The following is a 21,818-nucleotide window of genomic DNA, read 5'->3' as shown; positions in this document are numbered from 1 at the left end:
CGTGCCACCACCACCTCAGCCGTCCCAGCGCCCCCTACCAGGTATAGTCCATGTCGAGTTCCGCCACCCGTACGTTGGGGAGCGCGAGCGCCCGGACTTCATCCTGTACCTGCTCACGGCAGAAAGGTTTCAGATTCACAGCCAGCACCTGCGAGGGACGCCGCAACTTCGCCAACTCGCCAACCAGCAGGCGGGGCGAGAGATGACATGAAGCCTTCGCCACGACCTCATTGGCGTTGTCAAAGGCAACATCCACAAAAACAGCGTCCAGCCGCGGCAGGGCATTGAGAGCTTCCCAGAATTCATCCGTCACGCCGGTGTCGGAGGTAAACGCAACACACCGCCCCTGCCCATCCTCAATGATGAGACCAGCCGTTTCCACCGTGTGTGTCACCGGAATCGCCGTCAGCCGCAACCCGGCCACCCTGAACGGCTCCCGCCAGGTGAACGGCACGAAGGTCAGCAACTCGCCATGCGCATTCCGCAGGCGGGTGAAGTCCGGCCAGATGACATCGTTGAAGATGTGGCGGCGCAACCGCTCGATGTCGGCTGCCGTGGCGTGAATGCGCACCGGTGTCCGAATGCTGGCAAACATCTCCGAGAAAATGAACGGCAGGGAAGCAATGTGGTCCAGATGGACATGCGTCAACACGATGTCCTGCACCGACAACAGGGCTTCCCCCGTCAGATGGAAAGCCAGGGCCCCGGCATCAATTGCCACGCAGTCGTTGACGACGAACGTAATCAGCAACTGACTCCGTGGGTCCGTCAGGCTCGGCAACACCCGCACACGCATGTCACATTCCTCCTTGGCATCCGCCACCAACCACCACATCCCAGTTGTAGAACGGCAGCCGAACCTGCCCCACAAGGTCATTCCGGCCGAGGCGTCCCGTGTCCCCGCCGTCCCCCACCCATCAGGGAGCATCGCCAAGCTCCCCATATTGACCTTTGACGTAAAACGCCGGTCCAGCCCACGCCGGAATCCAGTCAACGTACGACTTGAAGCCCACCCCGGTAATCCACACTCCGCAGCCATGTTGCACCGTGCACAGCCGTTGTCAAACCCATATCTTGTGGCTATTGACCTTTGACATAAAGACTATTGACCTTTGACATAAAAACTATTGACCCTTGACATAAAACTATTGACCCTTGACATAAAACTATTGACCCTTGACGTAAGACTATTGACCTTTGACGTAAGAAAACACCCTCAGATGAACACTATCCGCCCGTTTGTGCACCACAATATCTTGTGGTTGGCATAATTTCCGCCATTTTTGCGTCGGTTTGACTCGAACGTTGCGCGGCGCTATTGACCTTTGACGTAAAACTATTGACCTTTGACATAAAAACTATTGACCTTTGACGTAAACGCTATTGACCTTTGACATAAAACTATTGACCTTTGACGTAAAAAAGGCCCTTTTTTGGCTCTTATGTCAAAGGTCAAGGTTGAGGCACTATTGACCTTTGACATAAAAATTCGCCCGTAAGCTATTGAAAACAAAAGACTTTTGGGCGTCATTAACTAATTAATGATAATTGATGATGATGAATTAAAGGGCATCCCAACCTTTGACCCGGCGTGCCGCCGCGCCGCCCGCGACGAAGGCGTAACGATAGCGTGGACGGCACCGCCGTTTTATACTGTCGTCATTGCCAACAGCCTCGAAGCTCCGGCCCGTGGGACGGAAATGCCCCTGCCCAATCCCGCCATCGGGTTGGGAGGCGAGGACTGGAACAAGCCAGGAGAACGCCCACCATGGCAGAGAAACGCGGCCGCCGGAAGAAACGTGAGACGGACACACCGGAGGGAACCCCCACCGCCGCCGGAGCAGCCTCCGCTGCGGCAGCCACCGCAGTCGAAGGGGATGACGCCGAAAAGCCCGAGGTCATCCGTATCGCCCAGGATGAGTTCAACCTGGCGGTCTTCCCGATTGCCGTCCTCGACAAGCGCGCCCAGAAAAGCAAGAACTACCTGACCTTCACCGAGCACATCACCTCGAACGGCCGTGAAATCCAGCGGGTGTGGACCGTCATGCCCCACCCCATCGAGGGCCTGCCCAGCACGACGGACGAAGATGTGTACGTGGCCCTGATGGAGCTTTCGTATGAACAGGGCGCGCAGAAGAAAGTGTACTTCAGCCGCTACGACCTCATCCGCCGGCTGGGGTGGCCGATGAACGCCAAGCACTACGAACGGCTCGAAAGTTCCCTGCGGAAACTCGCCGCCGTGCGCATCGAAGCCAAGAATGCCTACGTGGACCGCCACACGGGACGCCTGGTGGATGTCGGGATGAGCATCATCCAGGAGTTCAAGATTTTTGATGAGGGGGCAGGCAAGCGCACCGGTGCCAAAAGCTACGTGATGTGGAGCGACCGCGTGGCCCAGAGCCTGAGCGAAAAGCTCTTCAAAAAGCTGGATGCGGATTTTTACTTCAACCTGACCTCGCCCATCGCCAAGCGGCTGTTCCGTTACCTCGACAAGAAGTTCGGCAGCTCCGATTACTTCGTCATCAACGTGCGCAAGCTGGCCTTTGAACACGTCGGCATGTCCCGCGAGATGACCTACGTCTCACAGATTATGCAGCGCCTCGAACCCGCCCTGAACGAGCTGGTGGCCAAGCAGTTCCTCGTTGAATGGACGCTGACGGAGGAAACCATCCACTTCCGCAAGAACCTCGACTTCGGAGCGCGCATCCAGCAGATGGCCCTGCCCATCTACGACGTGATGGATGCCATGTGCGACGATGACCTGTCGCCCGAAGAACGCGCCGTCCGCGACGTGGCGCTCCATCTGGAAGGGCAGCTCACGGCGCGCGGCATGATCGGGTCGGTCGCCAAGAAGCTCGTGGAAAGCTTCGAGCTGCAGGGCAAGCTGGAAACCATCGAGCAGGCCCTCGCCACGTTTGACCGGCAATACCGCCAGCGCGACCTCGCCAATCCGGGCGGACTGCTCTACACCCTGATCGTCAACGGCCAGGAAGCCCTGCCCAAGCTGCCTCCCAAACGACGACGGTCATCTGCCAAAATGCCCCGTGCTCGCGCTGAGAAGCCCGCTGAGGCGTCGGAAAGCACCGGGGAGGGTATGGATAGCCATGAGGCGGTTCCGCTCTTTTCTACGCCTTCCCAGGAGCGGATGCAGGAACTCGAACTCGGCTACCTCGAACACCTCGAACGGACGGGCGAGGCCCTGCTGTCCCAGCTCAGGAAATCCGAACTCAGGGAACTGGTGGCGCGTGAGCGGGAGGAACTGCTGGCTTCGGACCGGCGGAAAATCTACGCCCGGTGGGAACCGGATGTGCTGGATGAACACCTGCGCCGGCTGGTCGGGCGCAAGCTGGCCGAGGCCCAGGTCGAATCCTTTGCCGCCTGGTGCGCCGCGCGCGGCGTGGAACTCAACGAACTGATGCACCCCCCGACGACACCGGACTGACTCCCCACTGCCCCCCCATGTCCGTCCCGCGCAGCGTCCGCAGGGCAACTTCGGCGCAAGAGCCTACGCTTCACTACGCCTTCAGGACTTCACGCAGCGCCTGGAGCACCTGCGAGGCTGTAAACGGCTTGCTGAGCCAGACCCGAACCGGCAGGTGCTCCACCCGGTGGCGGCAGGTTTCGGCATCTTCGCCACAAACCCCAATGAGCGGCAAATCCGTTGACAGCGACGCGAATACCGGGCTGCTCTGCACAACGGTTGGCAGGGCCGCGTCAATAATGGCTGCTGCCGGGCGCTGGGCCAAACCGGCGGCCAGTTCGGTGTCGTCGCGCGCCGTGATGACCGTGTAGCCGTTGGCTTCCAGAACCGTACGCAGCAGGTCGAGGGTGGAAGCTTCGGCATCCGCCACGAGAATCAGTTCACCATGCCCGGAAATACCTTGCTCCGGTGATGCCGAAGGGGCTTCCGAGGCTTCGGTGGCCGGGAAGTAGAGCCGGAAGGTCGTGCCGCGCCCAACTTCACTGTCCAGGGCAATGAAGCCGCCGCGCTTGTTGACAATCGAGACAACTGTAGCCAGTCCCAGACCCGTGCCCTTGCCCTGCGGCTTGGTGGTGAAAAACGGCTCGAAGATGCGCTCCCGCAGTTCCGGCGGAATCCCTGTGCCGGTATCTGTCACTTCCAGCAGGACATAATACTCACTCTCTCCGCTCGTGGTCTGATGGGGGTGCAACCGGGTGGCCTCTTCGGCCGGCAGGTCGCGGGCAGCCAGGGTCAGGGTGCCCCCCTGGGGCATGGCGTCGCGGGCATTGACGCACAGGTTGAGCAGCACCTGGGTGAGTTCCGTCGGGTCGCCGGCAATCGTCCGCAGTGCAGCCGGGTAGTCCGTACGCACCGTGATGTTTTTGGGAAACGTCTCACGGGCAATGGAGGCCACTTCGCGCAGAATGTGCTTGGGTTGGACCAGACTTGCCGCGCCGCTGCCTTCCCGTGCCAGCGAAAGCACCTGTTTGACGAGCGCCGCGCCGCGCTCGACGCTGCTGTTCATCATGTTGAGCACTTCGGTCAGCGCCGGGTTTTGAATTTCCTGCCGGAGAATTTCGAGGCCGATGCCAATCGGCGTGAGCATGTTGTTCAGGTCGTGCGCCACGCCGCTGGCCAGCATGCCGATGGTCTCCATCCGCTGGGCGCGGAGATACCGTCGTTCGGCCTGCCGCTGTTCGGTGATGTCGGTTGCAATCAGGAGTGTGGAACGTGCGCCATCTTCCGAGCGGGTCACGGCGGACCAGCGGGTCATCAGGATGATTTCGCGGCCGTCGCGCCGGTGGGTTGTCAGTTCTCCGGTCCAGTGCCCTTCCTGAACAACGGATGTGAGAGCGTCCAGGGGGAGTTGGCCGCTCTGGGGAAACAACAGGTTGGCGGCAGGCTGACCCTGGGCTTCCTCTGAAAGCCACCCGAACATCCGCGCCGCGCCAGCACTCCAGAAGGTGACGTGGCCCTGCCGGTCAATCTGCACAACGGCATCCTGGGTCTGATCGAGCAACTCGGCCAGTTCCTTGAGACGGGCCGCGGCGCGGGCACGTTCCGCCGCCCGCTGTTCCCGTTCCTGGAGGAGCAGGCGGTAGCGGTTGAGCCGGACGATGCTGCGGACGCGCGCCCGCAACTCGGCCTGGTCGTAGGGTTTGGTCAGAAAGTCATCCGCTCCGGCTTCGATCCCCTGGAGGCGCGAGGCCTTGTCGCTCAGGGCCGTCACCAGCACGATCGGGATTTCGCCCAGACATGGGTCGGCCCGCAGCTCCCGGCACAGGGCAAAGCCATCCATTTCCGGCATCATCACATCCGACAGCACAACGTCGGGCAGAACGCGCCGCGCGGCTTCCAGGGCGGCTTTCCCGTTGTCCACGCTCGTCACCTCGTAACCGTCCTGGGAAAGCCAGACCTGCAGAAGCTTGCGCGAGGCCGGATCGTCTTCGGCAATCAGAACTTTGGCAGACATAACCCGTACATCAGGAACGAACAGCCTGGCAGCATACCTATCTCACGACGGCATCCGGCGCCGGCTGCTGCCGCAGAAGGAGCCGAATCGCTGCTGCATGCTGGGACTCATCACACGCAATACCGGCAATGGTGGAGAGCATCGCCCTGGAAGTCAACTGAGGTAAAAGACCCAGGTAGGCGCTGGCCGCGCCGCCTTCCAGACCCAGGGCAAAGACCAGAACATCCTCGGCCGTCCTGAACTCAATGGGGGCATCGTCCTTGCCCTTGAACGTGTAGCTGGCCAGGGCCACGGCCGGCGTCCCGCCCAGCTTGCGAATTTCCCCGACCAGGAGATCACGGTGCGCCCGGTGCTGGCTCTGGAAGTGCCGGGCCAGTTCGAGGGTTTCGCCCTTGAGAAGTCCCGTTCCTACACCTGCGTCATAGGCGGCAATCGCCTGGTGTTCCAGTGCCAGCGCCGCGTTGAGAAGGGCCACATCGGCGTTGCGCGGACTTCGCTGCGCTGCTTCAGCCAGATGGCCCAGACCGGCGCTGATGCCGGCCACAAAGCCCATGTGCAGGACGGCCCGCCGGGGAAGCGCCAAGGCGCGCAGGCTGCCGTGGATTTCCGCATCATTGCTGCTCATGACGGTCTCTCTTTCATCGTTGGCGTGGCTGCCGCCAGCGCCCGGGCCAGTTCAGCCAGGCGGGGATTGCCAGGGTTGACGGCCGCCAGGCAATCGAGCATCGCTTTGTCCCGGTCCCTGTCCCCCAGCGCTTTTGCGGCCGCGTCATGTTGAACTGTGCGCGTAGTGTTAGAAGGTTTTGCCTGCTTTCTATTTCAAACTGATAGCTTTTCAAGAGTCTTACGCTATTACAATCTTTCTCATACTTTACGGAAAATTGTGTTCACGGGTTTCGCACGTGTTGAAAATTGACTTCCAGGGTTTGTTGTTCACATTGATAGTTGATGACTAAGAGTTCGTTAATTTTGCCACGTCTTTCGCCGTTGCAATTTACCGCCCTGCTTGCCGAAACCCTGAAAATGTTATAACCGGAATAAGCCTTTTCAAAAAAATCGTCTTTGGGATTCTCGTTCTTAGGGTCGGAATTAGAAAGCATTAGTTTTGCTCCCGTTTCCCTATCCAATTTTCGGAAAAATTGGGCTAACTGCAGTTGTTCTTTATCATCAAATCCTGCGTCTGTGTAAGTTGTAAAACTTGCTGTTTGACTGATGGGTCTGTAAGGTGGGTCAAGATAGACAAATGTATTTTCGTTTACTTTGTCAAAGCAACTTGTATAATCAGCTTGCTGAATCTCAGCACGTTGCAGGACTTTTGAGACAGCTAAAATATTGGGTTCGTCAAAAATCACTGCTGTTTTATATTTTCCATAAGGCACGTTAAACTCACCTCTCGAGTTAAGGCGGAAGAGCCCATTAAAACATGTTTTGTTCAAGAAGATAAGTTGTGCAGCCCGTGGAATCCAGTTGTCTGACAGTTTTTTGTAGTTTATTTCAAAATGCTGCAGGTTGAAATGCCGGCGTACTGTCAAAAATAAATCTTTGCGTTTCTCTGGTTCTGTTTGGTCGTAATCCTTTTGATACTGCTCCAAAAAGTCAAGTAAATCGTTAGGGCGTTGTTGGATAACCTGATAGGTCAAAATCAGGTCTTTGTTCAAGTCCGACAGATAGGCACTTTCAATTTTATACCGTTGTGAAAGAGCGAAAAACAATGCGCCTCCGCCCAAAAAAGGCTCAACATAATTTTTAATGATGCCTTTTCTAAGTTCATCAGGGTAGAAATTTTCAAATTGCTCCAGCAGTTGGCTTTTACCACCTACCCATTTTATGAAGGGTCTGGCTCTTGTCATAATCATCGCTCATGACGGTTTTTCTTTCGCCGTGGGCGTGGCTGCCGCCAGCGCCCGGGCCAGTTCAGCCAGGCGGGGATTGCCAGGGTTGACGGCCGCCAGGCGGTCGAGCGCCGCTTTGGCCCGCGCCTTCTCTCCCAGCGCCAGCGCGGACTGGACGATGATTTCAAGCGTCCGCTCCGCATGGGCTGCCAGACGGTGGGCGCGTTCGGCCTCGGCCAGGGCCGCCCGAAAGTCTTTTCGCCGCAGGTGAACGTAGGCCAGTTCGGTACGGATGTCGGCATCGTCAGGACGCCGCTCGACGGCCTGGGCCAGCGTTTTTGCCGCTGCGTCGTATTGCTCCAGCTCAGCCTGTGAGACACCAACGGCCAGAAGGGCATCCACACTGTCGGGGCGCAGGTGGCGCGCCCGCTGGGCGTAGTCGAGCGCCCCGGCAAAGTTTCCCGCTCGGTACAGTGCCGCTGCCGCATCCATCTGCGCCAAGTAGTTGCCCGGATCGGCATCGGCCGACTGACAAGCCGCCCTGACCGCTGGCGAGGCACTGGGGCCACCAGCCGTGGTAAGTGGTGGATGCGTGGCCGGAAGGGCACCGCGGCTCTGGTCCGGCGTCAATGGTGGCGCGACCGCTGTTGCTGCTGGCCGGCCGTCCGGCGCTGGTGGCGACGCCCCCGCTCCGGCAGCTCCGCCCAATGGCAGCCAGTGCCCCAGTCCGTAGCCGCCCAGCGCGCCCACCACCAACCCAAGGACAAAGGTTTTGAAGGAAGCCGTACTCACCGGTTCCGAAAACGACGGTTCAAAACAAAGCTGCGAAAGATCACACGGGAAGCCTGGCCCCAGGCCGTGCTGCCCGTGTCCGTGAAACGTCAGGAATCCTGGCCGGTGTGGCAACTGCTGCACGAGACCACCTTGCCGGCTTTGGGAAATTCCTTCTCCAGCCGCTTGTGGCAGGTGATGCACCCGGCCTCACTGGCGGCATTCTTGGAGTTGTCCACGCCGTGGTAAGCCGCATCTGCTTCGACGGCCGGAACACCCTTGAACTTGTGGTCCTCGTTCGTCCCCTCGACCGGCGACGGTGCCTTGTCCTGGTCAGTGTGGCAGACGGTGCACTTCATGACCGGCTCGCTGGCGACATCACCTTTGGCCGTGAGGGTCTTGGAGTTGGTGTGGTGGCACACAACACAGGTCGAACCTTGGTAGTCCACATGCTGCTGGTGGTCGAAGGGGGCCTTGCCTTTGTCGTCCTTGTACCCGGCGTACTTCGAGAAGGGCGGGTCGCTTTCGGTGTTGTCAAACACCAGCTTGCCCGGCATTTTCGTGCTGGCGTTTTCATCCAGAACCGCGTTCGTGAGGCGCGCGGCCGTCGGCGCGGCAAGCAGCCAGACGGCGCTAAAGAGATAGACTGCGATGAACCATCGTTTCATGGGTTGTTCCCGCTCCTTTTTGGGGAGAAATCCGCAAACGGGGGGGGCACATGGGTGTGCAGCAGGTGGTTGAGGCAACGCTTGTCTGATGCTGGCCCGTGTGACGACGTTGGTCAGGTCGAATCGCTGGGACGATACACGAGCCGCCCACGGCCTGTCATGCCCGGAAACGTTCCCGTCCTGCCCGTCCACCGGAGGCCGGTCAACCCGGGAAATATCACCGCCGGGCCAGGTTCGGAACCGGGCCCGGTTCCGGCGACGGGCTGAGGGCGGCCGTCGGTGTGCCGAACAGGGGGCCGAGCTGGGAGGGTACGTGACACTTCAGGCAGTGGGCCTGGGTGGCCTGTCCGTTGGCGTCCAGGTCGCCGAAGGCGCGCTTGCCGTCGTGGCAACTGAAGCATCCCTGCCCCACGGCCGAGCGCGTTCCGGTCAAGTGCTGTTTGGCGCGCGGCGTGCCAACCTGGTTGGCATAGGTGCCGTTGAGGTTGTGGCAGTCGGTGCACTTGCCCTGCTGGTGGGTGGCGTGGGTGAACTTGAACGAGTACGACCGCACGCCCTGCATTTTGGCCGCGAGCGGCCGCAGTTCCTCCAGCTTGGTCGTTGTCACATGGCAGGTGTTGCACGCGCCGGAAGCCAGCGCCCCCGGCGGAACCTCGCTTTTCGTGCCCAGGGCCGGCGGCCGGTACTCGCTCGTCCGGTGGCAGGCATAACAGGTTGTGTGCGCCTCGAAGGTCACCCCCGGTTGGGGATGGGGCAGCACGCCGTGACAGTCCCGGCAGGTTTTGTCATCCATCTTCTGCCCGGCCCGTTTCTGGTCGGGCAGATCGGACGGATAGGCATAGGCCATGTGTTCCCGGTGCTGTTCCGCCGTGAAGATGACATTGTGGCTGAGCCGTCCCGGGAAGGCGTCCATGGCGTTGACGCCTTCCCGGTCGAGACCCACCTGCTGGTGGCACACGTAGCACATCGCCGACCATTGCCCGGACGGTTCACCACGTCCACCTTTGTCGGCCCCCTTGTCGGCCACCGGCGTCGGTCGGGTCTGGGTGAACTCCGCCATGTGGCAGGCCATGCAACTGGCATGACCGGGATAGGGTGGTTTGTTGGCTTCTTTGGGGTTGTCGGCGTACTGCGCCAGCTTTTGCAGATTCGCCTCGACGCCGTGGCAGTAGTTGCAGGTCAGCCGCGCATCCACCTGCTCCGTGTGGTCTGCGTGCAGAAACTTCGTCAGGTCCTTGGTAGGCGAAATCACCACCGGCGTCAGCGGCCCGATCTCGAAAGTGTCGGCCTGAATCGGTTTCGGCGGGCGTGCTTCGGGTGTGTGGCGCGAGCAGGCGGCGAGCCACCCCCCCAGGAGCGCGAACAGGACGACAATGCCCAGGCGTACGGACGAACGAAGGCGGAGTGAGGTGTCCATCGTGCATGCACCGAACCGGCGGAATCGCCAGAAGTCGCAGAATGAGGCGTGCCAGAACAGGGCCAGGGTGGGGGAATGCTCCCGGTCGGGAGCATTTTCCCTGGTGCGGCAAGATTTGTCCAAAAAAACACAAAACACGGCAAAGTCAAAGCCAAATTGACACTTCAGCCCGTGACGACCTACAGTAAAAACAAGCATTCACGCGCCCGTCTGGTCAGACTTCCTGCTTCAGTCCCCGTCGAGTGGTGTCGGGGCGCGGCATCACTGTCTTGAAAGGAAAGCCAAACCTGTTATGGGACTGTTTCGCAACGTCATCAACGAGCGGTTCGGCGACTTTGAAAATGCGCTCGCCGAATACATTGACAATGTCGGCAACACCTACACGGCCTTTGCCGGGGCCTTCATCAAGGTTCAGAAAACCATGTTTCCTGACCTGTCGGCCGATGTGGAGGAGTTGCCCATTCCGGCGCCCGCGCCGGAAGCTCCCAAGCCGGCGGCCCCAAAAATGACCACGCCGGCCGCCAAACCGGCGCCGGCGCCCAAGCCGGAGCCAGCGGCAAAGCCCGAACCGAAGGTCGAAACCAAACCGGAACCGAAACCGCAGGCGGCCGCTCCGCCCCCAAAATCTGAACCGGCGCCGGCTCCACCCACCCCGCCGGCGCCGGAAGTGAAAGCTGCTCCAGCGCCTCCGCCCGAACCGGCACCGGAAGCCAAAGCGGCCCCGGCGCCAAAGGCCGAACCGGCGGCCGCGCCCAAACCCGAACCCCCGGCCGAAACCAAGGCGCCGCCCGCGCCGGAAGCCAGGTCCACGGCCAGCCTGCCGGAAAACAAGCCGACGGTGGAGAGTCCGGCGGCCGGTCCGACGGAAAGCATGCCGGCCGCCGAGAAGACGCAGAAACTGGCTTCGCCGCCGCCGGACACCAAATCCCTTGAAGAAACCCAGCCCATGGCCTCGCCGGCGGCGCCGCCGCCAGCGGCTGCCCCGCGACCAAAACCGTCCGCGCCGCCACCTTTTGGCGGCGGGCCGCGTCCGAACCGCCCCGGCAAGCCGGAAGGCGAATGACCTGACTGACGCCCTGAAGGAGGATGTGTATGGACCTGCTCAAGTTTGAACGTGACGATCTGAAGCCCCTTGAGGGCCTGGTGCGGCTGGCCGCCATTGCCGGGACGGGCATCTTCTACGTGACGACCTTTCAGGTTTCGAGCTTTTTCCCGAACTTCTACATCCGGCTTTACAACGAGCTGGCCGATTTTGACCCCGGCAAGGCCGGCACGATGGGCAGCGGTGCGGCCCCGCGCACGGCAGCACCGAAAGCCGCCGAAAAACCGGCGGCCAAGGCTCCAGCCAAGCCGGCCGCCAAGGCGGCCGCCCCGGATGAAGCCTGAGCCGGTGCTGGGTGGCTGAACCCCCCGCAAGCCACCCACGTTTGCCGGCCGGCATCGCAGACGCGCGTCCTCCAAAAAGCTCCAAAGCGAAGGTTTCTCCCGTCCCCATGCGTGTCACCCTCCACTTCCTGCCCCGTTTTCTGGCGTTGTTCTGCGCCCTGACTCTCCTGTTGGCAGCGGCGGCTGAAGCGCGTCCGGCCGGTGAAAGCTGGCTGGACCGCCCGCTGACCGACTGGAACCGCTCCCGTGGCGGCCAGCTCGCACCACTGCCTGACCCGCCCGATGTCCCGGATGTGGCCGCGCCGGACATCTGCAATGAGCAGATGCGCAAACCGGTCCAGCCATTCGAGCGGACGCTCGTCGCCCGTGGCTGGAAGCTGTTTGGCCCGGTGCAGGTCTTCGGCCCGGCCCAGGTCGTCATGGCCACGTCGGGACTCGATGGCATGTGCCGTCCACTGGGTTTCCAGGCGTTTGTCACTTGGGACGGCCGCTATGCCGGCACGCTGTCGCCGGTCGCCATGCAGGCGCGCACGGATGGCGCACTCACCCGGGTCGAGCTGATTTCCCCCTCGCGCCTGATGGCGGAGTTCAGTCGCTATGCCCCCGGCGACCCGGCCTGCTGTCCTTCGCGGACGGCGGTCGTCAACTACGTCCTGCAGCCGGGCGAGGCGCCCACCCTTCGGGCCGAAGATGTCTCACACTTCCAAACCTGTCCCGAACGGCCGGCCGAGCCGGGCGCATCCAGTGCGGGCGCATCCAGTGGAGGGACACCGATTGGCGGCGTGAGCGGAACTGCCGGACCGGACCGATTGGCCGGCAAACGCTGGACGCTGGTGGAAGTCGAAGGTGAGACGGTCAATGTCGCCGAACCCTTCATCGAGTTTGATCCGGCTAGTCGGCGCTACACCGGCTCGGACGGTTGCAACCGCTTTTCCGGGCGCTACGAAATCCAGGGTGCCAGACTGCGGTTTGCACCGCCCACCAGAACCAAGCGCGCCTGCCTCGATGAGCCGGTCCGGCGACTCGAAAGCCGCTTCAACCGCTTGCTTCCCCAGGTCAACCGGTTTGAAATGCTGGGCGACCGATTGGTGCTGTATGCCAGCAAGCGGCGGCTCATGGTACTGGCTGCCCGCTCTTCTGACTGACCCAGGCCGTTCCCATGCCGCCTTCCGTCACAACCGGGCCTCTCAGAGCGGTGCGCCCGCTGCGTTTGCTCGTCCGCACGCTGACGATTGTGGCGACGCTGCTGCCGGTGTGGTGGCTGGTTGCCCGCCGGCTGCTCTGGGCGGCCCTGCGCGCTTCCCCCGCCCGTCTGTCCCCGCTCGATGAGCGCGCAGCGCAGCGTTTGCGTGAAGCCTGCGAGCGGCTGGGTGTCATTTTCGTCAAACTGGGGCAGCTTCTCGGCGTCCGCGCGGACTTTCTGCCGCCGCCCTACGTCGTGCAGCTTGCCCGTCTTCAGGATAGCGTCACACCCGTGCCGTTTCGGGTGGTCAAACCGGCGCTCGAACGTGAGTTCGGAATGCCGCTCCACCTGGCGTTCGAGGCCTTCGAGGAAACACCCCTCGCCACGGCCAGCATCGGGCAGGTGCACCGCGCCCGGTACGCCGGCCGGGAAGTCGTCGTCAAGTTTCTGCGCCCCGACACCCGCGAACTGCTGGCGCTCGACCTGCGGGTGCTCCGCTTCTGGGCGCGTCTGGGCCGCCGGATCGATCCGCGCCGCCAGTGGGACCTCATTGACGACATTCTGGACGCCATTGAGGCTGGGTTTTTTGAGGAAGCCGACTTTGCCGCCGAACGCGAGCATGCCGAACGCCTGCGCGAGCAACTGGCCGGAATACCGGGCGTGTATGTGCCCTACACCGTTCCGGCGCGCTGTACGCCGAATGTGCTGACGCTGGAGTTCTGCTCCGGCGTCCGCATTGCCAACGTGGAGCAAATCCGCGCCTGGGGGCTCGACGGCGACGCCCTGCTCAACCGCCTCGTCGAACTCTACGCCCGCATGATGCTGCTGGACGGCTACTACCACGCCGATCCGCATCCGGGGAACTTTCTGGTGCAGCCCGACGGCACGCTGGTTCTGCTCGACTTCGGACTGGTACGGGAGCTTTCCGAACCGACGCGCCGTACGCTCTACACCGCTGCCCGGGCCGCGCTCAGCGGCGACATCGGGCGGGTGGTCGAGTGTCTCTATGCGTCCGGGATGCTGCCGCCCGACGCGCCCCGCGCTGAAGCCGAACGGTTCGTGGTGTCGTTTGCGCGGCTCAGCGTCGCCTTCAATCAGGACACCCGCGGACGGGTGACGGCGCTGGAAGACCTGCTGCGTGGTTATCCGAATCTCAAGTTCGTCATTCCGCCCGACCTGCTCTACGCCTTTCGTCTGGTGCAGATGCTGGAAGGCGTGGCGTCGAACTTTCGTCCCGGCTGGAATGTCGTGGCGGATGGCGGGCAGGGGCTGGCCGCGGCCTTTACGGCCTTCCTGCTTGACGGTCCGCCGGATGGCAGCGCGTCACCTTTCGACCGTTTTGTGGATACGCTGCGGCTGGGTTTCGGCACGGCAGCCCGTACCCTCGTGGATCGCCTGGGCATTCTCGTCCGGGTGCTTGCCCGGTGAACGATTCCCGGCTGCGCCGGTCGCTCTCCATTACACCTGACCGACCCAGGAAGCATCGGCGACCGCGTGCCACCGTTCCCGGATGGCAGCAATTTCCGCCTCGGAAAGCGGCCCGGCCAGAAGCTGCCGCGCGTTGGATTCCCACCGGCCCGGCTGGGTCGTGCCGACAATCGCCGTGTGGACGCCCGGCTGGGAGAGCGTAAACCGCAGGGCATAACCGACAGCCGCATCCACTTCCCAGGCCAGAAACGGGTAGTTGAGCTTCTGGAGCCGCTCCCAGTACACGTGGTGGTAGGGGTCTTTCGGCTTGCGCCCGGTGCGCCAGGCGGCGTTGGCAATCGGACGCTTGGCAATCACACCCATTTGCCGCTCGCGGGCCAGCGGCAGCGTCAGCTCAAGCGCTTCCTGATCGGCAATGCTGATGGAGGTTTGCAGGGTGTCAAACACGCCCATGGTCACGGCCAACCGGGCGGCTTCGCCATCCCCGCTGTAGCCGATGTAGCGCGTCCAGCCCTTTTCCCGCGCCCGTTGCAGCCCCAGAATGGCATCGCCCTGCCGCAGGGTGGCGGCATCGCAGGAGTGCAGTTGCACAAGGTCAAGGTAGTCCGTCCGCAGCCGCCGGAGGCTTTCGCTGATGTGGCTCAGGATGCCTTCCGTGGACCAGTCGTAGCGGGTAAAGCCCTCCGTCGCCCCGCACTTCGTGAAGATGAACACCTCTGACCGCCGTCCCTGGAGCGCCACGCCCAGCAGCGCCTCGCTCGTTTGGTACGCTGCGGCGGTGTCCACGACGTTCAGCCCTGTATCCAGGGCTGCCGTAATCAGGGCCGTCACCTGTCCCTGGGTGATCCCCGGCGTAAAGCCGATTTCGGCCCCGCCAAAGCCCAGGGCGCTGACGCGCATACCGGTGTGGCCAAGTTGTCGGTACTCCATGCTCTGCACCTCCGGGGTGTGCGTTCAGGAACTGTGCCGGGCCGCTGCAAGTTGGTCGAGTTCGAGCGCCGTCCACTGCGAAATACGCACCTCATCTGCCAGCCACGCCGGAACCTTGGCCAGCGCCGTCCGGGTGTGGGGCTGTGCCAGGTGGGCTTCGAGTGCGGTCCGGGTGGCCCACTGCTCAATCATGACAAACGAGGTTGGATCGTCAGCCGCAACGTGCAAATCGTAGCGCAGACAGCCCGGCTCGCGGCGGGTGGCGCGGATAAGCTCGGCCAGCGCCGCGCGAAGCTCCGCGAGATGCTCCGGTTTGGCGCGAAAATAGGCTAAGACCACGATGGGAAATGACATAGAAGCTCCTTGCCAGGTTTCACTCGGAACCAGGTTCACTCAGGATGCCGCCGATGCCGGCTCATCCGAGCGGTCCTCATTCTGATTGGAAAGTGCCGGCTGGGGAAGTGGCAGCGTGACCCAGAACGTCGTTCCAACACCGACCTGGCTGCGTACGGTGACGTTCCCGCCGTGGGCGGCAATGATGTTACGCACAATGGCCAGTCCCAACCCGGCCCCGACGGCATGCCCTCTGGTGGATTGGCGGTAGGGATCAAAGATGTAAGGCAGTTCGGTTTCCGGGATGCCGATGCCGGTGTCACTGACTTCGATCACCAGGAACCGTCGCCCACGTTCCACTCCGGTTCCCTGAATGACTTTTGTTTTCAACCAGATGCAGCCACCTTCCGGGGTGTATTTGACGGCGTTCGACAGCAGGTTGACCAGGGCGCGCTCCAGCTTTGGCCCGTCGGCTTTGAGGCTGGGCAAGTCAGCCGCAAGCTCACTTTCCACGGTTTGTTGCTTGTCCCGGCTGAGCGGCAGAATGGTTGCCAGGGCGCTTTCCAGCACAGTGCGCAGGTTGGTTTCCTGCAGGTCAAGTTGCAGCCCGCCGGCCTCCGCCCGCATCACCTCCAGCATTTCATGGATGAGCTGAAGCGTCCGCTCGGCGCTCCGGGCTGTGTTGTCCATAATCTCCTGAATTTCCCGGTCAATGCTGTCGCCAAGAAGGGTTTTGAGCAGTTCCAGCAGCATCTTTACCGAAGCCAGCGGCGCTTTCAGATCGTGGACGAGCATGGCCGTAAAGCGTTGCTTGACTTCATCCAGTTGCCGCAGCCGGTCGTTGGCCTCAATGAGTTCCCGGTTCTTGTAAGCGAGTTGACGGCTAAGTTTTGTCTGCCGCTGCTTGGCGCGAGTTTGGGCGGCGAGTCTGGCCTGCGCCACGCGCGTGCGCATCAGCAGGCGCGTCCGGTCACGGCGCAGCCGGTAGCCACCCCACGCCAGCAGCGTCCCGACCAGAAAATAGCCGGCATAGGCCCAGGTCGTACGCCACCAGGGCGGCTGGACGTACAGGCGGACTCGCAGACCGTCCTCATTCCAGGCGCCGTCGTTATTGGACGCCCTGACGTGGATGACCCAGTTGCCCGGTGACAGATCGGGCAGCGTAAGTGTGCTTTGCCGGTCCAGCACCCGCCACCCGGCGTCCCGCCCTTCCACCCGGTAGGCATACTGGTTGGATTGGGGGGCGTTGAAGTCGAGCGCTGCCAACTGGAGGGTTACAGTGCGTTCATCGCGGGGGATGTCAACCGGGGGGCTTTCCGCTGTAACGAGTCGTGTCTGCTGTCCCGTCTGAACAAAGGCAACAACAGGTGGCGGGTAGGGGTTGTCTTCCAGTTCGTCTGGCGGAAAGGCGGTCAGTCCCTGCGTACCGCCAAAGAAGATAATGCCGCTCCGGGTCTGGAGATGGGCCCGGCGGTTGAACTCCCGGCCCTGCAAGCCTTCTTCGGCGCGGTAGTGACGCAGCTTGCCCGTCCGGGGTTCGTACCGGGCAATGCCGTCGTCGGTGCTCATCCACAGCCGTCCCCGGCGGTCTTCCAGCACAGCATAGACGTTGTTGTGGGGCAGCCCGTCGCGCTCGGTCAGCGCCTGAAAGCGGTCGTGCGCCGGGTCGTACTGTAACAGGCCCATGCCCTTGGTCGCCAGCCAGAACCGGCCGGCGCTGTCCGTGAGAAAGTAACAAACCGTCGGAGGGCCCGAAACCGACCGGCCCAGCTCCTCCTGAAAGTAACGCAGAGTCCGGCCATCCGGCGCCAGGCGCAGCAGTCCTTCGTCCAGGCCAATCCAGAGCGCACCTTGGGCATCCCGGTAAAATGCCTGTACTTCGCCAATCTTCCCGGCAAGGGAAGTTTCTGTCAGGCGCGCCGCAAGAGGTTCTGTAACCCGGCGGCGGTCGGGCGGGATGGCGAAGATGTGTGCGCCGCTTCCCACCCACAGACTGCCGTCCATGTCTTCAAAGAGGGTAAGCACCGCCGGCTGTTGCCCTGCTTCATTTGGCGGTAAGGGAAAGGTTGTGAACCGTTCCCGTTGCGGATCGAATGTCTGCAACCCGCTGCGTGAACCCACCCAGAGTTGCCCCTGCCGGTCTTCCAGCACGGCCCAGACAGCGTCGTGGGCCAGCGAGGCAGTATCGCCCGGACGATGCCGGAAGTGCCGAATCGTGCGGGTCCGGGCGACGAGACAGTTGAGGCCGCCGTACTGGGTCCCGACCCAGATATTGCCAGCGCGGTCTTCACACAGCCCCCGGATGTAGTCGTCGCTGAGGCTCAGGTGGTCAGGGCGATTGGGGTCACTGCGGTAGGTCTTGAAATAGGCGGCATAGGGGGTGAGCAGGGACAGCCCCTGGCGTACATCGCCCACCCAGAGCACGCCCGAACGGTCGCGCAGGATGGCAAGCGGTTCACCGCCGGCGAGGCTGCGTGGGTTGGCGCGGTCATACACGGCGTAGTCGAGGGCTTTTGTCCGCGTGTTGAACCGCCCCACGCCAATGCCGTTGATGGCGACCCAGAGCAGATCGCCGTCGGCGACAAGGAAGTTGGCTGTCAATTCCGCGGTCAGGGTCGGTCGCTGCCCGATGGGATACTCCCCAACCACCCGTGCGGTCTCCGGCGCCATCTCCAGCAGCCTGAGCTGACCATTCACCCTGGCCGCGCCGTAGAGGTAGCCGTTGGGGTGCGCCAAAAGCGGGTTGTTTTGGTCAAGGCTGACTTCCGTGGCTGCCAGGGACCCGGTCTCCGGGTGGAACCGGCAGAGCCGGAAGGAAACGTTGACCCAGATACGTCCCTGGTGGTCAATGGTCAGGTCGCGGACACCGATGGGCTGGGCCGGTGCGGTTTCCGGCGGTTTCACCTCCGGTAGTGCAAAGGACCGGGAAGTTTTCGTGCGTGGGTCATAGCGGACGAGTGTGGTTTGACCGGCCAGCCAGAGGTATCCCTGCTGGTCTTCGGCGAGGATGTTGAGTCTCCAGTTTGAAGTTTCAGGCAGGTTGAGTGGCTCGCGGAGAAACCGGTCCTGCTGCCAGTCGTAGCGGCACAGACTGCGGTCTGCCAGCCGTGCCCACAGGGTACCGTCGCGCGCTGCGTGCAGCTTGAACACCCCGTTCGCAGGCAGGCTGTACGGATCGTCCGGCTGGTGGCGGTACTGCTTGATGCTGTGCCCATCGTAGCGGTTGAGGCCGTCTTCAGTGCCAATCCAGAGCAGCCCAAACCGGTCCTGCACCAGTGTGTGAACGGCCAGATTCGACAGCGCCTGGTTGTGTTCAAACCGCTGAAACCGCAGTGCATGCGGCCAGGTGGTCGCCTGTCCGAAGACCGGGCCGGTAAGCGCCAGCCAGACACAAAGACACAGACCGAGAAAGTATCCGTAGTGGGACTGCATAAGAGGGTTGCGATGGCCACAGGTGGGGCGTCCGGTGTCTGGTAACTGCGTGGTACTGCTGGATGTATAAACCGAGGCTGCGCAGGTTGTCTATTGACGCTCGTCTGTCGGCGCTCCAAAGTCTGTGTGCGCAGTGCTCGCTGGATGGCGTTGCCGGCCGCGCTGACTTCCAGCCGCATTGCCAGCGTATCCTCTTCTCTTCAGAAAAACTCCCCGATGTCTGACACCACGCCCTTGCCCTTTCCGCCCCACTACGATCCCATCCAGACTGTTGCCGCCGAGTACCCGGGCACGGCGCCACAGGCGCTCTTTGCGCCAGCGATGGCCTGGCAACAGGCCCACTCCCTGCGCCCGGCGGCCGACGATGCCCGGCGGGCGCACCTGCTCGTCATTGACATGCAGGTGGACTTCTGCTTTCCCTCCGGGGCGCTGTACGTCGCCGGCCGGTCGGGAACCGGCGGAACGGATGCCCTCCGCCGGACGGTCGAGTTTATGTACCGTTACCTGCCCTGGATTTCAGAGATCACCTGCACGCTGGACAGCCACGTGCCATACCAGGTGTTTTTTCCGGGCGCCCATCTGACCGAAGACAGCACGCCGGTGGCTCCCCACACGGTCATCACCGCCGCCGACTACCGCGCCGGCCGCTACCGCCCCAATCCGGCACTGGCAGCGCCGCTTGGCGTGACGACGGAATGGCTGACACACCAGGTTACGGACTACTGCACGCGCCTGGAAGCGACCGGCAAGTATGCGCTCTACGTCTGGCCCTACCATTGCCTCGTGGGCACAGCCGGCCACCGGCTGGCCGGGGTGCTGGCGGATGCCTGCCTGTTCCACGCCTTTGCCCGCGGTGCCGCGAATGCGCCGGTGCTCAAAGGCGACAGCCCCCTGACAGAAAACTACTCCGTCTTTGCCCCGGAAGTGACCACGTGCTGGGACGGACAGCCGATGCCGGGTGCCGTACGCCACGAGGCGCTGCTCAAGCGCCTGCTGACGGCGGATGTCATTCTGGTGGCCGGTCTGGCGTCGAGCCACTGTGTGGTGGCAAGCGTCGCCGACCTGCTGGCTTTCGTGCAGGAGCACAACCCGTATCTGGCGCACCGGATAGTCCTGCTGCGGGATGCCATGGCGCCGGTGGTCGTTCCCGGCGCCGACTTCACGGACGCCGCCGAACAGGCGCTGGCTTCTTTTGAAGCCGCTGGCGCGCGGGTGCTGACCACGGACGATCCAGTGGAGGCATGGTGGGGCTGATGCGCGTGGCAATTTTCAACCAGTCGGGTGGGGTGGGAAAAACGTCGCTGACGCGCGACCTGGGCTATGAACTGGCCACGCGCGGTCAGCGGGTGCTCGTCATTGACGCCGACCCGCAGGGAACGCTCGGCAGCTTTCTGGGGATGGAACCGGCGGCGCGCCCCCGCGAGGAGACATTCTGGGCCGCCGTCTGCGACGGCGCAGAAGCCGCTCCGCGCCTGTGGCCGACGGAGTTTGACCTGACCATCGGACTGGCCAACCGGTTTCTCGTGGGCGACGAGCTGAGCCTGATGCAGCAGAGCGATCCGGCCCGGCTGCTGGCTGTGGTCGAGGCGCACCTGACGGCCTACGACTGGGTGCTGTTTGACTGCCCGCCGAAGATTTCCGAAATCACGCTTCAGATTCTGCTGGCGGCCGATGCCCTGCTGGCCCCCGTCCAGACCGAAGCCAAGTCGGTGGAGAGCTTCGCCGAGGTGCAACTGGAGGTCGTCCGGGCGCAGCGGCGGCGCAAGAACATGCGGCTGCCGCCGCTGCGGGTGCTGGGCGTGGTGCCGACGCTGTACAACCCCCGTCTGGTGCTGCACCGCCACCACTACGCCGAACTCACCGGGCGGATTTGCCCCTCGTTCGGGTTTCACGTCTTCAGTCCCATTCGGGACTATGTGGCGGTCTCCGAAGCCGGTACGCGGCGGCAGCCGCTCAAGTGCTATGCACCCCGGTGTCCGGCGGCGGCCGATGTGGCCGCGCTGGCGACGGCGGTGCTCCAGATGTCATCTGACCACGGGTGAGGTTATGTCCAAAAGCAAGCGATTTGCCACAAGTACGACCCTTTCACCCGCCCGCCTGTCGGCGCTGGCCGACCACGTGGCGGCTGAGTTGGGGGCGGAGCCGGCGGCCCGGGTACTGGACGTGCCGCTCGACGCGCTGCGGGAAAATCCCTACCAGCCACGGCGCACCTTCGATGCCGATGCCCTGCGCGACCTGACGGCTTCAATACAGCAGCACGGGATTTTGCAGCCGCTCATCGGGCGGCGCGAAGCCGACGGGCGGGTGACGGTCATTGCCGGCCACCGGCGCTGGCAGGCGGCCAGAGCGGCCGGGCTGTCGGCGGTGCCCGTCGTGCTGCGGTCGGAAGTCTCGGATGCCGACCTGCAGGTGCTGGCGCTCATCGAGAACCTTCAGCGGGAAGACCTCCACGCCGTGGAAAAGGCACGCGCGCTGGGGGCGGTGGCGCAGCGGTTTCCGACGCAGGCGCAGGCGGCGCAGGCGCTGGGGATGAAGCGGTCGGCGCTGGCGATGTGGCTGCGCGTGCTGGAGCTGGACGCCGCCGTGCTGGAAGTCTGCGCGACGATTCCCCAGTGTTCGCTGCGGATGCTGCTCGATCTGCTGGCATTGGCTCCGGCGCGGCGGCTGGCCGCCGCCAGGCGGCTGGCCCTGGGGCCGTCCGCCGGGCCGGCCCCGGAAGCCGGACGCGCCCCCGCCCGCGAGGGAGGACAACCGGCGGCCGCACCGACCCGGAAGGCGGAAGCGCCGGCCGGGGCGGCGGTCTTCCGGTTTGCCTACCGCCTGCCGGACAAGCCCGCCACGCTGCGGGTGACGGTGACGACGACGGCCCGCCGGGCGGTGACAACGGCGGCCGAGGTGCGGGCGGCCCTTCAGGCGGCGCTCGACCGGCTGGCCGCCGGGGAGGCGTGACCGGCGGGTGCTGTCAACGCGTTGACAACGCTGCAAATTGTTGCTGGCAAAGCC

Annotated in this window: 18 protein-coding genes; 8 read left to right on the top strand and 10 right to left on the bottom strand. The window is 63.1% G+C overall.

Features of this window, described 5'->3' with window-relative positions; genetic code table 11:
* Nucleotides 1–34 precede the first annotated feature (34 nt).
* The gene (locus J8C05_RS14125) at nucleotides 35–823 is read right to left on the bottom strand and encodes a 3',5'-cyclic-nucleotide phosphodiesterase (RefSeq protein ID WP_211423394.1); all 789 of its coding nucleotides are present in this window, start codon (nucleotides 821–823) and stop codon (nucleotides 35–37) included.
* A 945-nt stretch (nucleotides 824–1,768) separates the two neighbouring features.
* Here J8C05_RS14125 and trfA point away from each other — a divergent pair.
* Complete coding sequence (gene trfA, locus J8C05_RS14120) at nucleotides 1,769–3,442, top strand: plasmid replication initiator TrfA (protein WP_211423393.1); 1,674 nt, start codon at nucleotides 1,769–1,771, stop codon at nucleotides 3,440–3,442.
* A gap of 73 nt (nucleotides 3,443–3,515) precedes the next feature.
* Here trfA and J8C05_RS14115 read toward each other — a convergent pair whose 3' ends face one another.
* The 6 genes from J8C05_RS14115 to J8C05_RS14090 all read right to left on the bottom strand — a co-directional run bounded on the left by J8C05_RS14115 (nucleotide 3,516) and on the right by J8C05_RS14090 (nucleotide 10,123).
* A complete protein-coding gene (locus J8C05_RS14115) occupies nucleotides 3,516–5,435 on the bottom strand; it encodes a response regulator (protein ID WP_211423392.1) in 1,920 nt (639 codons plus the stop codon).
* A gap of 37 nt (nucleotides 5,436–5,472) precedes the next feature.
* Entirely contained in the window at nucleotides 5,473–6,060 is a 588-nt protein-coding gene (locus J8C05_RS14110; RefSeq protein WP_211423391.1) for a ferritin-like domain-containing protein, read from the bottom strand.
* Between the two features lie 262 nt (nucleotides 6,061–6,322).
* Nucleotides 6,323–7,291: a DNA adenine methylase gene (locus J8C05_RS14105; RefSeq protein ID WP_211423390.1), complete on the bottom strand. Its 969-nt coding sequence runs from the start codon at nucleotides 7,289–7,291 to the stop codon at nucleotides 6,323–6,325.
* 3 nt (nucleotides 7,292–7,294) lie between these two features.
* The gene (locus tag J8C05_RS14100; protein WP_211423389.1) at nucleotides 7,295–8,059 is read right to left on the bottom strand and encodes a tetratricopeptide repeat protein; all 765 of its coding nucleotides are present in this window, start codon (nucleotides 8,057–8,059) and stop codon (nucleotides 7,295–7,297) included.
* A gap of 89 nt (nucleotides 8,060–8,148) precedes the next feature.
* Nucleotides 8,149–8,706 carry a cytochrome c3 family protein gene (locus J8C05_RS14095; protein WP_211423388.1) on the bottom strand — a complete coding sequence of 186 codons (558 nt, stop codon included), beginning with the start codon at nucleotides 8,704–8,706 and terminating at the stop codon, nucleotides 8,149–8,151.
* 217 nt (nucleotides 8,707–8,923) lie between these two features.
* The gene (locus J8C05_RS14090) at nucleotides 8,924–10,123 is read right to left on the bottom strand and encodes a cytochrome c3 family protein (RefSeq protein ID WP_211423387.1); all 1,200 of its coding nucleotides are present in this window, start codon (nucleotides 10,121–10,123) and stop codon (nucleotides 8,924–8,926) included.
* A gap of 292 nt (nucleotides 10,124–10,415) precedes the next feature.
* Here J8C05_RS14090 and J8C05_RS14085 point away from each other — a divergent pair, with 292 nt between their 5' ends.
* The 4 genes from J8C05_RS14085 (at nucleotide 10,416) to J8C05_RS14070 (ending at nucleotide 14,120) form a co-directional block, all read left to right on the top strand.
* Nucleotides 10,416–11,186 (top strand): hypothetical protein, encoded by a 771-nt coding sequence (locus J8C05_RS14085; RefSeq protein ID WP_211423386.1) that lies wholly within the window; start codon nucleotides 10,416–10,418, stop codon nucleotides 11,184–11,186.
* 29 nt (nucleotides 11,187–11,215) lie between these two features.
* Entirely contained in the window at nucleotides 11,216–11,509 is a 294-nt protein-coding gene (locus tag J8C05_RS14080) for a hypothetical protein (protein WP_211423385.1), read from the top strand.
* 107 nt (nucleotides 11,510–11,616) lie between these two features.
* Nucleotides 11,617–12,654 (top strand): META domain-containing protein, encoded by a 1,038-nt coding sequence (locus tag J8C05_RS14075; protein ID WP_211423384.1) that lies wholly within the window; start codon nucleotides 11,617–11,619, stop codon nucleotides 12,652–12,654.
* Between the two features lie 14 nt (nucleotides 12,655–12,668).
* Nucleotides 12,669–14,120 carry an ABC1 kinase family protein gene (locus J8C05_RS14070; protein WP_211423383.1) on the top strand — a complete coding sequence of 484 codons (1,452 nt, stop codon included), beginning with the start codon at nucleotides 12,669–12,671 and terminating at the stop codon, nucleotides 14,118–14,120.
* A 30-nt stretch (nucleotides 14,121–14,150) separates the two neighbouring features.
* Here the strand turns inward: J8C05_RS14070 and J8C05_RS14065 are convergent, their stop codons facing one another.
* Genes J8C05_RS14065 through J8C05_RS14055 form a run of 3 tightly spaced genes read right to left on the bottom strand, consistent with a single transcriptional unit; the run spans nucleotide 14,151 to nucleotide 18,815 of the window.
* Entirely contained in the window at nucleotides 14,151–15,050 is a 900-nt protein-coding gene (locus J8C05_RS14065) for an aldo/keto reductase (RefSeq protein WP_211423382.1), read from the bottom strand.
* A 24-nt stretch (nucleotides 15,051–15,074) separates the two neighbouring features.
* Nucleotides 15,075–15,404, bottom strand: coding sequence for a putative quinol monooxygenase (locus J8C05_RS14060; RefSeq protein WP_211423381.1), 330 nt, complete (start codon nucleotides 15,402–15,404; stop codon nucleotides 15,075–15,077).
* A 39-nt stretch (nucleotides 15,405–15,443) separates the two neighbouring features.
* On the bottom strand, nucleotides 15,444–18,815 hold the full coding sequence (locus J8C05_RS14055) for a sensor histidine kinase (protein ID WP_211423380.1): 3,372 nt from the start codon (nucleotides 18,813–18,815) through the stop codon (nucleotides 15,444–15,446).
* Between the two features lie 216 nt (nucleotides 18,816–19,031).
* Between J8C05_RS14055 and J8C05_RS14050 the strand changes: the two genes are divergently transcribed.
* Genes J8C05_RS14050 through J8C05_RS14040 form a run of 3 tightly spaced genes read left to right on the top strand, consistent with a single transcriptional unit; the run spans nucleotide 19,032 to nucleotide 21,764 of the window.
* Nucleotides 19,032–20,069, top strand: a complete 1,038-nt coding sequence (locus J8C05_RS14050) for a cysteine hydrolase family protein (protein ID WP_211423379.1) — start codon at nucleotides 19,032–19,034, stop codon at nucleotides 20,067–20,069.
* The gene (locus J8C05_RS14045) at nucleotides 20,069–20,857 is read left to right on the top strand and encodes a ParA family protein (protein WP_187288463.1); all 789 of its coding nucleotides are present in this window, start codon (nucleotides 20,069–20,071) and stop codon (nucleotides 20,855–20,857) included. Before J8C05_RS14050 ends, J8C05_RS14045 begins: the two co-directional genes overlap by 1 nt.
* A 4-nt stretch (nucleotides 20,858–20,861) precedes the next feature.
* The gene (locus tag J8C05_RS14040) at nucleotides 20,862–21,764 is read left to right on the top strand and encodes a ParB/RepB/Spo0J family partition protein (protein ID WP_211423378.1); all 903 of its coding nucleotides are present in this window, start codon (nucleotides 20,862–20,864) and stop codon (nucleotides 21,762–21,764) included.
* The last annotated feature ends 54 nt before the right edge of the window (nucleotides 21,765–21,818 follow it).

Source organism: Chloracidobacterium sp. N, from assembly GCF_018304765.1.
In the GTDB taxonomy this organism is placed as follows: Bacteria; Acidobacteriota; Blastocatellia; order Chloracidobacteriales; family Chloracidobacteriaceae; genus Chloracidobacterium; species Chloracidobacterium aggregatum.
The sequence above is the reverse complement of the archived record's forward strand: the minus strand, read 5'-3'. Positions and strand labels throughout refer to the sequence as shown.

What these genes read in the sequence shown, in the direction of transcription:
- trfA (WP_211423393.1), top strand. Translation starts at nt 1,769, where the DNA reads ATGGCAGAGAAACGCGGCCGCCGGAAGAAACGTGAGACGGACACACCG.
- J8C05_RS14115 (WP_211423392.1), bottom strand. Translation starts at nt 5,435, where the DNA reads ATGTCTGCCAAAGTTCTGATTGCCGAAGACGATCCGGCCTCGCGCAAG.
- J8C05_RS14110 (WP_211423391.1), bottom strand. Translation starts at nt 6,060, where the DNA reads ATGAGCAGCAATGATGCGGAAATCCACGGCAGCCTGCGCGCCTTGGCG.
- J8C05_RS14105 (WP_211423390.1), bottom strand. Translation starts at nt 7,291, where the DNA reads ATGATTATGACAAGAGCCAGACCCTTCATAAAATGGGTAGGTGGTAAA.
- J8C05_RS14095 (WP_211423388.1), bottom strand. Translation starts at nt 8,706, where the DNA reads ATGAAACGATGGTTCATCGCAGTCTATCTCTTTAGCGCCGTCTGGCTG.
- J8C05_RS14090 (WP_211423387.1), bottom strand. Translation starts at nt 10,123, where the DNA reads ATGGACACCTCACTCCGCCTTCGTTCGTCCGTACGCCTGGGCATTGTC.
- J8C05_RS14085 (WP_211423386.1), top strand. Translation starts at nt 10,416, where the DNA reads ATGGGACTGTTTCGCAACGTCATCAACGAGCGGTTCGGCGACTTTGAA.
- J8C05_RS14080 (WP_211423385.1), top strand. Translation starts at nt 11,216, where the DNA reads ATGGACCTGCTCAAGTTTGAACGTGACGATCTGAAGCCCCTTGAGGGC.
- J8C05_RS14075 (WP_211423384.1), top strand. Translation starts at nt 11,617, where the DNA reads ATGCGTGTCACCCTCCACTTCCTGCCCCGTTTTCTGGCGTTGTTCTGC.
- J8C05_RS14070 (WP_211423383.1), top strand. Translation starts at nt 12,669, where the DNA reads ATGCCGCCTTCCGTCACAACCGGGCCTCTCAGAGCGGTGCGCCCGCTG.
- J8C05_RS14065 (WP_211423382.1), bottom strand. Translation starts at nt 15,050, where the DNA reads ATGGAGTACCGACAACTTGGCCACACCGGTATGCGCGTCAGCGCCCTG.
- J8C05_RS14060 (WP_211423381.1), bottom strand. Translation starts at nt 15,404, where the DNA reads ATGTCATTTCCCATCGTGGTCTTAGCCTATTTTCGCGCCAAACCGGAG.
- J8C05_RS14055 (WP_211423380.1), bottom strand. Translation starts at nt 18,815, where the DNA reads ATGCAGTCCCACTACGGATACTTTCTCGGTCTGTGTCTTTGTGTCTGG.
- J8C05_RS14050 (WP_211423379.1), top strand. Translation starts at nt 19,032, where the DNA reads ATGTCTGACACCACGCCCTTGCCCTTTCCGCCCCACTACGATCCCATC.
- J8C05_RS14045 (WP_187288463.1), top strand. Translation starts at nt 20,069, where the DNA reads ATGCGCGTGGCAATTTTCAACCAGTCGGGTGGGGTGGGAAAAACGTCG.
- J8C05_RS14040 (WP_211423378.1), top strand. Translation starts at nt 20,862, where the DNA reads ATGTCCAAAAGCAAGCGATTTGCCACAAGTACGACCCTTTCACCCGCC.